Origin of the sequence: Wolbachia endosymbiont (group B) of Chorthippus parallelus (assembly GCF_947251815.1) — a bacterium.
Lineage (GTDB): Bacteria > Pseudomonadota > Alphaproteobacteria > Rickettsiales > Anaplasmataceae > Wolbachia.
The window spans coordinates 764,801-778,637 of record NZ_OX366390.1 but is presented as its reverse complement, the minus strand read 5'-3'; the positions used below and the strand labels follow the sequence as shown (position 1 = coordinate 778,637).

Genomic DNA, 13,837 nt, shown 5'->3' with positions numbered 1-13,837 from the left:
ATAGTAATTTTACACTAAAATTTTTAGTTTTGTTTCTGTGGGTTAGTTGGTACGAGCCTTGCCTTTAAGAAGATGTGAAATCACAATTATTACGAATAACATTCCACCAATAACTGATATAGCTCCACCCGTAATAAAACAAGCACGTGCCAACATTGATGAAATACTTGGCAGATCTGCAACTTTTCTTAATGCACCATATCCACCAAGCCAAACAAGTCCAGTAATGTGGAGAAAATGTCCCAAACTGTAAGCGTAAATCTGTAATCTTACTATGGAGCTTTTTATTTCTTTACAGCCCAATTTTGGTAACAGCCAGTAGACAAAATTCATAAAAGCTATAGTAATACCAACCACAGAACCGTGATAATGCGCAGGGAAGTGACATTTCCTTCAATAGTTAGCACTCCAAGCACACCTCCATAAATGAACAATACAAACGAGTGGAGAAGATAATTGCCCTTATCATTGAGTAGAGTTTTTATGTTGCAATACACTAATATTGTTAAAAAGCACGGCAGAACTGCTCCAGCAATTCTCATATGCCAGGTAAAAAACTGTATCAATTCAGCACTATCCGCCGAATAAATAAAGTATATAAACGGCGCACCTACGGTCAAAACTGTGTTTATAAATAGTGGTAAAATGGTAATTTTATTTAGACTAATATAGCGAGCATTCAGTATGATCAAATAAACTAAAAACATTGCTTGAGCAAAGGCAAACTGCAGTAAATGTCCGCCTCCCCAAAAGAGATATTCATAAAATAAATTCTTGTCTGAGTGATATAGACCTGGAGGCATATTTTTATGTGCTAAAACAACACAAAGAAATGATGACACAAGTATAATGACCAGGCCAATTTGTCCGATTGAAAGATATGAGTCTTGTTTATTTGATATGTAGGCTAGAGCTGTATTTATCAATATGCTGGTAATGAAAAGACTGAGTCCAAGTAAAAATAATTTGTTTTGTAATACAGGTATATAGTTACTTTTGATAACTTCAGTATTTGGAACAAATGCAGATATAAACATTAGCAGCATGGAAAGGATTGAGAGAATCCATGAGAAGTTAAACCAATGATTGGTGTTTTTTAAGTTTATGATGAAGAGCAGAGATATTATAGAGCACATCCATACCAAAATTGACAAATTTACGTGTATCACCAGTGCATTATCAAAGATATATTGTGCAGAAGGAATGAGAGAAGAAATAAAAGGCAATCGTAGAAAAATAACAATTATTGACAGCAGTCCAGAACAAGCAAGAGCAAGTACTGCCAAGAATATCCATTGCCTGCAAAGTGAAGCGTTATTTTGTATGTTGAGCATTTATTTTTAGGTACTATAGCATAAGACAATGTACATTTTTCAAATTGATATGCATAGTTTAAATGAATGACATTACAACAATATCTTTCATCGTGAAAATGCTGCGTACATTTCCATTTCATATTATGGTAATATTACTGACAGCGTTAGTCTGAGCTATCGAAATGTGTTTTAATCAATACTTGATAAAAATTATTACAGTAAGAGAATCTTTACATAATGGCATGACATTACGTTAATGCTTTTGATCCACAATTAAGAACATTTTCGTTGTGATTTACGTTTCTAGTATGTATATTAATGAATCTTGTTTTCACTAAATAATGAAAATAATAATTGTCATGATAATGTTATTGTATAGTAACTATACAATGGCAAGCGAACGAATAAGTTTAGTAGATAAAAAATTATCTCAAGGATATGTAGCTCCAATACTTGCAGAAAATAGCGTTATTTTACCAGACAAGCACGGTACCTTATATTCCTTTGATATCGATAACCCAAGAGTTATAAATTGGAAATTATACCTCTCAAGTAGGAAAAAAATTGGTAATATGAGTTTATCGAGCTACAAAGAAAATGTTTTCTTTGTAGTGGATAACATTCTACACACAATAGATGCGAAAACAGGGGAGATTCAATGGGAAAAAGAATTAAGAGCTCCGGCAAGAGGGAAAGCAATAGTAATAAACAATAAGTTGGTAGTATTGACTATTGATAACTATCTACATGTATTTGATATAAAAGATGGCAGCCCCATTTGGGCTTATCAAAATGGTATAAATGAGGTTCGAGGTTTATATTCCATCTCACCAGCAGTCTCTAATGATAAAATAATGGCACCATTTTCAAATGGTGAGTTAATAGCTTTTAATGAAGAAGGTAAAAAACTATGGAGCCAAAAATTAGCTACAAATCTTTTAGATACACAGCTTACAGATGTAACTACTACGCCTAGAGTACACGATAATATCTTAATAGCTACGAGCAACTCTTATATTTATAGCATTGACGTAAACTCAGGAAATATTTTATGGTCAAGGCCACTACAAGTAAAAAGTATATCAAACATTGAGTCATATTATAGCCCTCTTATTCCTGCAGAGAAACAAAAAGAAGGCGGAAGAATTTTCATGGTGACTAAAGATAATAAGGTAATTGGCATCGACATACAAAGTGGAAAAACAGTTTGGACATCTGATTTTATAGAGAATGTGCAATTGTTTGTTCCAATTATGTATGCCCATACGCTTTGGGTAACAAGTAATAAAGGTTCAATATTTGTTTTTCCTGGATCTGAAAGTACAGGAAGGGTAATGAAAATACCTGGTAATGTGTTTCATGCTCCAGTATTTACCCATGGTAAGATGTATATAACGACTGAAGGAAATGGTGTTTATTCTTTAGAAAATAGGTTTGTTTTTTATGACTGATTATGATTTGATTATTATAGGTGGTGGTCCAGGTGGTTACAAATGCGCTATTGCTGCTGCAAAACTTGGACTCAAAGTTGCTTGTATAGACAAAAATAGCATTTTTGGTGGCACGTGTTTGCGAGTTGGGTGTATACCATCAAAAGCATTACTCCATTCCTCTTCTCAGTATGCTAGCGCGAAAAATAATCTATCAAAACTTGGCATAAAAGTTAAGGATGTAAGTCTCGATTTGAAAGAAATGCTAGGTTATAAAGACGCTAGAGTTCAAGAACTTGGAAAAGGCATAGAATATCTGTTTAACCTTTACAAAATTACTAAGATCAATGGACTTGGAAAAATTACTTCTTTTGATCAAGACAACCTTGAAGTTTCAGTTGAAGGTAAGGTACTGAAGGCAAAAAATATAGTAATTGCAACTGGTTCTGATGTTAGTTCTCTACCAGGAATTGATATTGATGAGAAAAATATCATTTCATCAACTGGTGCATTGTCTTTAACTGAAGTACCAAAAAAACTTGTTGTAATTGGAGCTGGGGCAATAGGACTTGAAATGTCTTCTGTGTGGAATAGGCTAGGCTCTGAAGTTACTGTAGTAGAGTTTTTTGATAGAATCGCTGCAGCAATGGATAGCGAACTAAGTAAGTCTTTACTTTCTAGTCTACAAAAGCAGGGAATAAAATTTTTACTCAGCACCAAAGTTGAAGAGATAAAACAAAGTAGTAACTCTTTGAGTGTGAAAGTTTGCTCTGTAAAAGATAATCAAATAAACACTATAGAGGCGGATAAGGTATTGGTGGCAGCAGGACGCAAACCATGTACTGATGGTCTTGGTATTGATGAAAAAATGGAGAAAGATAATCGTGGTTTCGTTCAAGTTAACAACAGATATGAAACTAATGTGAAAGGAATATTTGCTATTGGTGATGTGATTGGTGGAGCAATGCTTGCTCACAAAGCTGAGGAAGAAGGGGTGGCAGTTGCAGAGATACTAGCAAGGCAATTGCCTCACGTTGATTATGAAATCATACCGTCAGTCATTTACACCCACCCTGCAGTTTCTTCAATCGGTAAAACTGAAGAAGAACTAAAAAGTGCTGGTCGAAAGTATAAAGTTGGTAAATGTCAATTTGCTGCAAACGGTAGAGCAAAAGTCACTGACGATGCTGAGGGATTCGTGAAAGTTCTGACTTGTAGCAAAGCAGATACAATACTCGGTGTACATATCATAGGAGCATACGCTGATACGCTAATCAATGAAGCAGCGGTTGCAATGGCATATGGTGCAGCAGCAGAGGATATATACAGAATTTGTCACTCTCATCCTGATATAAATGAAGCCTTTAGGGATGCGTGCATCGATGCTTTCTTTAAAAAGTAACTGTGGACCTCGGTTCAATCATTGAAAAATGGTATGATTGGCTAAAGTACAACAGGTCTTACTCACCAAACACTTTGGAGTCATACATGAGGGACCTCAAAGATCTTATAAGTTTCCTAAATACTCACATTGGTGAAGAAGTAAATGTTGGCTCTTTAGAAAAATTAAGCATACCTGAACTGAGAAGTTGGTTTACCTCTCGTTATACAAGAGGTGTAAATGCGAGATCTAACACTCGCGCATTATCAGTAATCAGAAATTTTTTCAAATATATAAAAAACAATTATGAAATAAATAATGAAGCGGTATTTTCTTTATCAAGGCCAATTCAGAGAAGAACTCTACCTAAAGCACTTTCAATATCTAACATAGAAACTCTATTGAAAGAAATGAAATTGCCTGATCTAGGCGAGCCTTGGGTGGTAAAAAGAGAAATTGCAATTGTCGTTCTGCTATATGGTACGGGTTTAAGAATCACTGAAGCATTGAATCTTAAGGTTAGTGATATTAGCAATGAAAGTTTAATAGTAACAGGTAAGGGAGATAAACAAAGGCAGGTATTTATTCTTCCAGTAGTAAAAAAGTGTATACAAAAATATATAAAAGCTTGTCCCCACTTTGACGAAGCGGGACATCTTTTTGTGGGGGTAAGAGGAAAAAAATTGGGAAGAACTTATGTTGCTAATCGTTTGCAAAAAATAAGAAGATTTTTAAACTTACCAGAAATTTTATCTCCACATGCATTTCGCCATAGTTTTGCTACTCATTTGCTTCAGGAAGATATTGATATAAGATCAATACAACAGCTGCTTGGCCATTCAAGCCTTGAAACTACTCAAGTTTACACTCACCTAAATTATCAAGATGTCTTCAATATGTATAAAAACTTTCAGAAGAGTTTGAATAAAAAATCAAAATCTTAACTTCGTCTTAAATCGATAATATTGCCGAACTGAGTGCTTGCAACATCATTCAGTACTATACTTGCTTTATATAAGCAATAGTGACCAGCAGAGAGAAAGCAAAGCGTTTTGCAAAAGGTTGTGAATAGAATAGACAGCAGAATTTAAATTAGAAGCTATGTAAAGAAACAAGTCAAGCAAATAGCAAAAGATCTGGGATCGTACACCTAGGCACTCAATTTTAATTTTTCACTCAAAATCAAGTTTACGACATCAGGGCTAGCTTTTCCTTTGGTAGATTTCATAACTTCACCAACAAAGAATCCATACAATCTTGTTTTACCACCCTTATATTCTTGAACTTTATCTTGGTTGTTATTGATGATTGTATCTATTACCTCTGAGATTTGACATGTGTCAGTTATTTGCTTGAGATCCTGCTCTTCTATAATAAGGGATGCAGGCTTTCCAGTTTCAAACATAATATCAAAAACTTGTTTACCAAGTTTAGCAGAGATCGTTCCATCGACGATAAAGTCGAGGAGTTCGGATAAAGCATCTGCTTTAATTGGAGAGCTAACAATATCAATATTTGTTTTATTTAAACGACCGAAAAGCTCGACGGTTAACCAGGTAACTGCAATCTTTGAATCATGCTTTTTTGCTAATTTTTCAAAATAATCGGCAATTTCTTTATCAGAAGTGATAACGTCTGCATCATATTCATTGATACCTAATTCCTCTATGTATCGAAGTTTTTTTTGATCTGGCAACTCGGGTAAAGATGATTTAATAGAATCAATTTTGTCTTGGCTTATTTCAACAGGTAGCAAATCAGGTTCAGGGAAATATCTATAGTCACTTGAATCTTCTTTGCTTCTCATCACTTTTGTTTTTCCTAAAGTGACATCAAACAATAAGGTATCTTGACTTATTTCTCCTCCGCTTTCCAAAATTTTGATCTGCCTTTGTGCTTCATAATCTATAGCTTGTACAATATAACGTATTGAATTTAAGTTTTTTATTTCACAACGAGTGCCAAATGTGCTACTACCCTTTGGGCGAACAGAAACATTTGCATCACAGCGAAGTGACCCCTTTTCCATATCACCATCACATGAACCGATGTAACGCAAAATCTGCCTCAATTTTTTCATGAATTCTGCAGCTTCTGCAGATGAACGAAGATCTGGCTCTGAAACAATTTCCATTAAAGCAACACCTGCACGATTTAAATCTACGTAAGTTTTGCTTTCTTCATGAATACTCTTTCCTGCATCTTGCTCTAAGTGAATTCTTGCGATTCTTATTTCTTTTTCATTATTATTGATAAACACTTTACCATTTTTAACTATTGGCTCAAAGAACTGGGTTATTTGGTAACCTTGTGGTAAATCGGGATAAAAATAATTTTTACGATCAAAGTAAGAGCATTTATTAATTTCTGCAGAAAGTGCAAGACCGGTACATATTGCTTGCTCTATGCAGAAATAATTTAATATTGGCAATGTACCTGGCATTGCCGCATCAACTAGAGAAACTTGAGTATTGTGCTCAGTGCCAAATTCCGTTAGTGAACTAGAAAATAGCTTTGTCTTAGAAGAAACCTGAGCGTGTACCTCAAGTCCAATTACTGTCTCCCAGTTTTCTTTTGTCATGTATTTTATTCAATTAATAACTTTATATTCTGCAAACTAGCACAAAAAGTCAAATAAAACTCATTTAACCTATGATCCAAGAGCGGTGTATATCAATAATATAAGAGTTACTACAGTTTCTATTGACTAGGCTGTTATATAATAAAGTTAAGTGCTGCCAAAAAATATCTGTAGTAGGCCAAAACATAATTTTGATGGCAACTGATTAGCTAACAAATTTATAAACATCAGTATATAGTTCATCAATGCCTGGCTCTTTACTATTTTTAGCAAAATCTTCTGACTTTTTTACTAAATCTCGTATTTCCTTATCAATAGCTTTGCATTCTTCATCAGAAGCGATTTTATTGTCTGTTATATACTGCTTTAAGGTGCTTATAGGATCATGATTTTGCTTCATATCTTCAACTTCTTCTTTTGTGCGATAAGTAGCAGGATCTGACATCGAATGGCCACGATATCGATATGTCTTCATTTCAAGCAAGAGAGGTCCTTTTCCCCCACGTACGTGCTCAGCTATTTCACTTGTTACCTCATAGACAGAGAAAAAATCCATTCCATCAACTTGTTTTCCAGGAATACCAAAACTCTCTCCTCTTTTATATAGTTCAGTTACTAAAGTTGATCTTTGCACAGAAGTTCCCATTGCGTATTCGTTATTTTCTATGATATAAACCACAGGTAACTTCCACAAAGATGCCATATTAAATGATTCATATACTTGTCCTTGATTTGCAGCACCGTCACCAAAATATGTGAATACAATGTTATCTTTTTTCTTGTATTTATTAGCAAATGCTATTCCTGTGCCAATTGGGACTTGTGCACCTACTATTCCATGTCCACCAAAGAAATTTTTTTCAACATCAAATATGTGCATGGAGCCACCTTTGCCTTTTGAACACCCTGTTTCTTTGCCGGTTAGTTCTGCCATCACAACATTCGGATCAGAATTACATGCAAGCATTAAGCCATGGTCTCTATAGCTTGTGATAAAAGCATCACCAGGTTTTGATGCAGCTTGAGTCCCAACTGCAACTGCTTCTTGCCCTATTGATAAGTGACAGAATCCGCCTATTAATCCCATTCCGTATAATTGTCCTGCTTTTTCCTCAAATCTGCGTATTAGAAGCATTTTTCTGTAGAACCCAATCACTTGCTCTTTAGTGAAATTTTCTGCTTTCATATTGACTTTCTTTTATTAAACTGAGATCATACCAGAAATCTTTAACATTTTGTAACACTATCTATATGGACTACTATCACTGGCTTGAAGCTTTTCACGTTATCTCTGTAATTATGTGGGTGGCAGGTATGCTCTATTTGCCAAGGCTTTATGTTTACCATGCATCTGTAAAACCAGGGTCAGAAAATGACAGCTTACTTCAAATAATGGAGAAGAGACTCCTTAGATATATCATAAACCCTGCAATGCTTTTCTCGCTTAGTTTTGGAATTATGCTAATGATTATTAGGGAAGCATACCGCGAAGGGTGGTTTCATGTAAAAGCGCTAGCATTATTCTTAATGTTTGCTATTCATGGCCTACTTGCAAAACATAGGAAAAATTTTGCAGTGGGCTTGAATAAGAAAACTCACGTTTATTTTCGTGTTTTAAACGAAGCAGTAACAGTGTTAATAATAATTATAGTTATCATGGTTGTTGTAAAACCGTTTTGATTTTCTAGCCTAATGCTGAACCATTGAATGGAGTATAAGAATTGTTACTAAATAGTTTATTCTAGTGTCTCACAGTCTAAGTAAAATGCTTAAGTTATAGATTCTTTGTTTTTGTGTGTTATTCTGATTAACAAGAATTCAAAGTAGCATTATAATGAGTAAGTTAAAAAAACTTAGTGCTGGACTTTCTTTGACAGGCCTGATTGGTGGCGATGATATAGATATGCAAGGGGCAGGAAATAGAAAGAAGAAATATCAATTTTTGGATAAGACGTTCGCATGGATTGATGCGATGATAAATTTTATTTTTAAACGTGAGAGTAATAACATAAATGAAGTCCTAAAAGTCACATGGGGACCACTATTTTTTGGTTTAGTGGTAATATTCATCTTTTTTGGAATAGGTGGTATTTGGTCGGCTATAGCTCCAATTGATGGAGCAGTGCATGCAAGTGGAGAAGTTATTGTCTCTTCAAATAGAAAAATAGTGCAACACTTGGGTGGGGGAATAATAAGCAAAATTTTAGTAAAAGAGGGCCAAACAGTCAAAAAAGACGAACCTTTAGTTTTATTAAGCAATATTAATGAAAAGGCAAATTTGAGTATAATTAAAGAAAAACTCTTATCACTTTTGGCAACTGAAGCAAGACTTATTGCAATCAGAGGAGATTTAGACACGCTAGAATTTTCTGACGAGGTTAAAAAATTGTCGGACGATGAACTTGTAAGTAAAGCGATAAAGAATCAAGTAAAGTTATTCAACTCTCAGAGAAAGAGCATATTGGGAAAAACAGACATACTGCAACAACGTATAAAGCAGTTAAATGATGAATTAGCGGGGCTAAACTTTCAACTAAATGCAGCCCATAAGCAATATGACTTGATAACTGAGGAGTTAGAAACAAAAAGACAATTACTTGATAGTGGCCATATAAGCAAACCACACATTTTAGCTTTAGAAAAACAGTTTGCTGAAATTGAGGGTAGAGTTGGACATTACCGTTCTGCAATATCTCAAGTACAGCAAAAGATTGGAGAAAATGAGTTAGAGATTATAAATGTGAAGAATGATGCTCAAGAAAGAGCAAATGCTGAGCTTAAGGAAGTCAATACATCTATTGCAGACTTAAAAGAGAGGCTGATGGTTGCTGAAGATTCGTTAGCACGTACAATAATTAAATCACCTCAAGATGGTATAGTTACAGATATAAGATACCACACTGAAGGTGGTGTTATACAATCTGGAGTTCCAATCATGAGTATAGTACCATCAGATGATGATCTAATAATAGATGCTAAAGTTCTAACCAGAAACATAGAAGAGATACTGTCAGCAAAAAAGAAAGATAGCAATATAGTCTCTATCGACGGACTAGAAGGGCTAAAAGTTAAAGTAAGGCTGAGCGCTTATAGTGCACGTCGCTTAAGTTTAATTAACGGTATAGTAAACCATATTTCCCCTGATGCTCTTGATGATCCAAGGATGGGGCGTTATTATTCAGTGCGAGTGGTGATACCAAAATCAGAACTTGCTCAATTTAAAAACGTATACCTATATCCTGGTATGCCAGCAGAAGTATATATAGTTACTCAATCCCGCACTCTTTTATCGTTCTTGTTTACACCTATAATTGCAACATTCGATAGATCTTTCATAGAGAGATAATTTATTTTGCTTTTCTAAAAAATTTGTTTACAGAGTTTGATATGCAAAAAAATTTACACACAAGTAGTGTATTATTTTATAATTATTTTCTATAATATGTAAATCTTTGATTTAAGATGCAAATGCTAACGTAAACATTAAAGGTTAATTAGTAAACTCAGCTGTATAATAGAATTAAAGGAATTAGTAAGATTTTTACCTTAATGAATTATAAATAGGCAAACTTACCTAAAGTTTAATAGTGTCTGTTACTGCTTTTAGGTGTGAGGCTAGAGGGTTATTAGCAATAACAGACACTATTAAACTTATTATAGAACTTCCTTAAAGTAAATACTTAACTTAAAATATTATAATATTTTAACTTAAAATAGATTCATGTAAATGCTTTTTCCTCAAGTTAGTATCGTATTAGTATATTTATTAAATGCTAAAAAAACATTAATCATCATTTACTTTTGATTCAATATTTAGCAAAACACTTGTGTACATTCTATAATCTCTGTTTGCATAGTAAGTGTATATATATTATTATACAGTTAGTTTTACAGCAAAAAATATGGTGAAGTTATTTGCATTATTGATAATGTTTTACTCAAACATATCAATTGCTTCTGCTCCTACTTCTTGGCAATTTGGATTTCTTGCGCCTGCAACTGAGATAATGGAGGCTGTAGTTAAGTCACATTCGTTTGTGATGAGTGTAATGATTGCAATTATGCTTTTTGTATGGGCCCTGCTTGCTTATGTAGTATTTCGCTTTCGTAAGGGCAAAGTGAAAAATGTCAGTAAAATAACTCATAATATCTTTGTAGAAATTATCTGGTTTGTTATACCAACGATTATTGTTGGGGTATTGGCTTTTAAAAATGCTGAATTAATTAAACTACAGGAGAAAGTGCCAAAAGCTGACATAACACTAAAAGTTATTGGTCATCAATGGTATTGGAGTTACCAGTACCCAGAATATCAAGGTATTTCATTTGACAGCTATATAAAAGGAAAAGAAGACTTTACCGAAAGAGATTTAAAACTATTCTCTGTTGATAATAACGTTATTTTACCTATCAATACTAATATTCGTTTACAAGTGACAGCAGGAGATGTAATACATAGCTGGGGAATACCGGCTTTTGGTATAAAAATTGATGCAATACCAGGTAGGCTGAATGAAGCATGGTTTAACGTTACAAAGCCCGGTATTTATTATGGGCAATGTTATGAACTATGTGGTCAAGGTCATGGATTTATGCCAATTGTTGTTGAAGCAGTGAGTAAAGAAGATTTTAATAAGTGGATTAAAGATAAAAAATTAGTAAGTTAAGTTTGGAGTATAGATATGAGTGATGTACCAAAAGGTATAAGACGTTGGCTGTTTTCTACTAATCACAAAGATATAGGGACACTATACATTATTTTTTCCATATTAGCTGGAATTATTGGTGGATTATTATCGGTAATTATTCGTACTCAGCTAATGCACATTAATATACTTAACAATAATTACCAGCTATATAACGTAATGATTACAGGGCATGCGGTAATAATGGTGTTTTTTATGATAATGCCAGCCTTAATGGGAGGATTTGGTAATTGGTTCGTACCTCTCATGATTGGTGCACCAGATATGGCATTTCCTCGTATGAATAATTTAAGTTTTTGGTTGTTAGTTTCATCTTTTATTTTGCTTATCCTCTCGGTATTTGCTGGCGAAGGTCCTGGAACAGGATGGACTTTATACCCACCTTTGTCGCAAATTATGTCCCACCCAAGTGCAGGAGTTGATCTTGCTATACTTGCACTTCATATTGCTGGTATGTCATCAATTGTTGGGGCGATCAACTTTATAGTTACCATATTCAATATGCGTGCAAAAGGTATGTCACTAACTAAGATACCACTATTTGTTTGGTCTATTTTACTCACGTCATTTATGTTAATTGTTGCCTTACCGGTACTTGCTGGTGCTATAACTATGCTGCTCACTGATCGTAATATAGGTACCTCCTTTTTTGATCCTGCTGGTGGTGGTGATCCTGTGTTATTTCAACATCTGTTTTGGTTTTTTGGTCATCCAGAAGTTTACATAATTATTTTTCCTGCATTTGGTATCATCAGTCAGATTGTGTCAACTTTTTCTCATAGGCCAGTATTTGGTTATATGGGAATGGTTTATGCTATGATAGGAATAGCAACGTTTGGCTTCATGGTTTGGGCTCACCATATGTTTACTGTTGGGCTTAGCGAGGATGCTGCTATATTTTTTAGCACTAGCACAATTTTCATTGGTGTTATAACTGGTGTAAAAGTCTTTAGTTGGATTGCAACTATGTGGGGTGGAGCGATTGAATTGAAGACACCAATGCTGTTTGCATTAGGTTTTATTTTCATGTTTGTTGGAGGTGGTATAACCGGAATAATTCTTTCTCACGGTGGAATAGATAAGCTTTTGCACGATACCTATTATGTCGTTGCTCACTTTCACTATGTCATGTCGCTTGCTGCATTATTTGGAGCTTTCGCCGGTTTTTATTATTGGATAGGCAAAATGTCAGGTAAGCAATATAACGAGTGTTTAGGAAAGATACACTTTTGGCTCACTTTTATTAGCACCAATGTCACTTTCTTACCCCAGCATTTCCTGGGATTAGCAGGTATGCCAAGGCGTATACCTGATTATCCCGACGCGTTTATCCCTTGGAATTATATATCCTCAATTGGCTCATATATGTCCTTTCTTTCAGTTATGTTTTTTGTATTTATAGTTATACATCTCTTTAAGTGGGGCAAAAAAACTGGAGATAATCCTTGGGAAGGTGACACTTTAGAATGGACGGTATCTTCACCACCGCCTTTTCATACTTTTGAAAAACCACCAGTGATAAAATAGAATGTACACAAGTGTTTTGCTAAATGTTGAATCAACAATACTGGATTTTTGGCATTTGCTGAAGCCAAGGATAATGTACCTTGTAGTGTTTACTGCAATTGCTGGAATGCTTGCTGCACCAGGTAGCATTCATCCTTTCCTTGCACTAATATCTCTTATGTGCATTGCTCTTGGTTCAGGATCTGCAGGTGCAATAAATATGTGGTATGACAGAGATATAGACTTGCTTATGGAGAGAACAAAAAACCGCCCTATACCTTCAGGTAGAGTTTCTGCAGAAAGCGCGCTTGAATTTGGCATAACTCTTGGAATATTGTCAGTATTTATCATGGCAATAGCAGTGAACTATGTTTCTGCTGCTTTGCTTGCAATTAGCATATTATTTTATGTTTTTGTGTATACAATTTGGCTCAAAAGGCGTACTCCGCAGAATATTGTTATTGGTGGTGCAGCAGGTGCTTTTCCTCCAATGATTGGCTGGGCGGTTGTAACTGACTCTGTAAGCTGGGAAAGTTGTATTCTATTTTTAATAATTTTTATGTGGACTCCACCACATTTTTGGGCTCTATCCTTAAATAGATCTGAAGATTATACAAAAGCATCGATTCCAATGTTCAATATCGTTTATGGTCCAGAAAAAACGAGGAAATATATATTAATCTATAGCGTGTTACTCGTATTAACTAGCTTACTTCCAGCACTATTTTTGAAAAAGGCTCTATTTTACCTCAGTATGGCAATGATTGAAGGGTATGTTTTTATTTGGTTTGCTGCATCCGTTATAAGGCTTAAGAGTCATAGCTCGCAGAAAAAGATGTTTTCTTATTCGATTTCTTATCTATTTTCTCTGTTTGCCAGCGTTATTTACTGCTCTATTGATTTGTTTTAACCATGAA

The 13,837-nt window shown here is 34.6% G+C and carries 11 protein-coding genes and 1 pseudogene; 9 read left to right on the top strand and 3 right to left on the bottom strand.

Annotation, left to right across the window (positions count from 1 at the left end):
• Positions 1–42: 42 nt before the first annotated feature.
• Positions 43–1,238, bottom strand: a pseudogene (locus OPS21_RS07975) (cbb3-type cytochrome c oxidase subunit I).
• Here OPS21_RS07975 and OPS21_RS03485 point away from each other — a divergent pair.
• The 4 genes from OPS21_RS03485 to OPS21_RS03470 all read left to right on the top strand — a co-directional run bounded on the left by OPS21_RS03485 (position 1,204) and on the right by OPS21_RS03470 (position 5,071).
• Complete coding sequence (locus OPS21_RS03485; protein WP_237398596.1) at positions 1,204–1,344, top strand: hypothetical protein; 141 nt, start codon at positions 1,204–1,206, stop codon at positions 1,342–1,344. The pseudogene OPS21_RS07975 and the gene OPS21_RS03485 overlap by 35 nt on opposite strands.
• 313 nt (positions 1,345–1,657) lie before the next feature.
• A complete protein-coding gene (locus tag OPS21_RS03480) occupies positions 1,658–2,767 on the top strand; it encodes an outer membrane protein assembly factor BamB family protein (RefSeq protein WP_264336738.1) in 1,110 nt (369 codons plus the stop codon).
• Entirely contained in the window at positions 2,760–4,148 is a 1,389-nt protein-coding gene (gene lpdA, locus OPS21_RS03475) for a dihydrolipoyl dehydrogenase (RefSeq protein ID WP_265027725.1), read from the top strand. The genes OPS21_RS03480 and lpdA overlap by 8 nt, the downstream gene beginning before the upstream one ends.
• Positions 4,149–4,150: 2 nt before the next feature.
• Entirely contained in the window at positions 4,151–5,071 is a 921-nt protein-coding gene (locus tag OPS21_RS03470; RefSeq protein WP_264336740.1) for a tyrosine-type recombinase/integrase, read from the top strand.
• 206 nt (positions 5,072–5,277) lie between these two features.
• Here the strand turns inward: OPS21_RS03470 and gatB are convergent, their stop codons facing one another.
• Together gatB and pdhA are read right to left on the bottom strand one after the other, a co-directional pair.
• A complete protein-coding gene (gene gatB, locus OPS21_RS03465; protein ID WP_264336741.1) occupies positions 5,278–6,708 on the bottom strand; it encodes an Asp-tRNA(Asn)/Glu-tRNA(Gln) amidotransferase subunit GatB in 1,431 nt (476 codons plus the stop codon).
• Between the two features lie 205 nt (positions 6,709–6,913).
• Entirely contained in the window at positions 6,914–7,894 is a 981-nt protein-coding gene (gene pdhA, locus OPS21_RS03460; protein ID WP_264336742.1) for a pyruvate dehydrogenase (acetyl-transferring) E1 component subunit alpha, read from the bottom strand.
• A gap of 65 nt (positions 7,895–7,959) precedes the next feature.
• Here pdhA and hemJ point away from each other — a divergent pair, with 65 nt between their 5' ends.
• The 5 genes from hemJ (at position 7,960) to OPS21_RS03435 (ending at position 13,830) form a co-directional block, all read left to right on the top strand.
• Complete coding sequence (gene hemJ, locus OPS21_RS03455; RefSeq protein WP_264336743.1) at positions 7,960–8,388, top strand: protoporphyrinogen oxidase HemJ; 429 nt, start codon at positions 7,960–7,962, stop codon at positions 8,386–8,388.
• Between the two features lie 154 nt (positions 8,389–8,542).
• Positions 8,543–10,054 carry an HlyD family type I secretion periplasmic adaptor subunit gene (locus OPS21_RS03450; protein WP_264336744.1) on the top strand — a complete coding sequence of 504 codons (1,512 nt, stop codon included), beginning with the start codon at positions 8,543–8,545 and terminating at the stop codon, positions 10,052–10,054.
• A 556-nt stretch (positions 10,055–10,610) separates the two neighbouring features.
• On the top strand, positions 10,611–11,375 hold the full coding sequence (gene coxB / locus OPS21_RS03445) for a cytochrome c oxidase subunit II (protein ID WP_265027724.1): 765 nt from the start codon (positions 10,611–10,613) through the stop codon (positions 11,373–11,375).
• Between the two features lie 15 nt (positions 11,376–11,390).
• On the top strand, positions 11,391–12,941 hold the full coding sequence (ctaD, locus tag OPS21_RS03440; RefSeq protein ID WP_139686463.1) for a cytochrome c oxidase subunit I: 1,551 nt from the start codon (positions 11,391–11,393) through the stop codon (positions 12,939–12,941).
• A gap of 1 nt (position 12,942) precedes the next feature.
• Positions 12,943–13,830 carry a heme o synthase gene (locus OPS21_RS03435; RefSeq protein WP_264336746.1) on the top strand — a complete coding sequence of 296 codons (888 nt, stop codon included), beginning with the start codon at positions 12,943–12,945 and terminating at the stop codon, positions 13,828–13,830.
• Positions 13,831–13,837 lie beyond the last annotated feature (7 nt).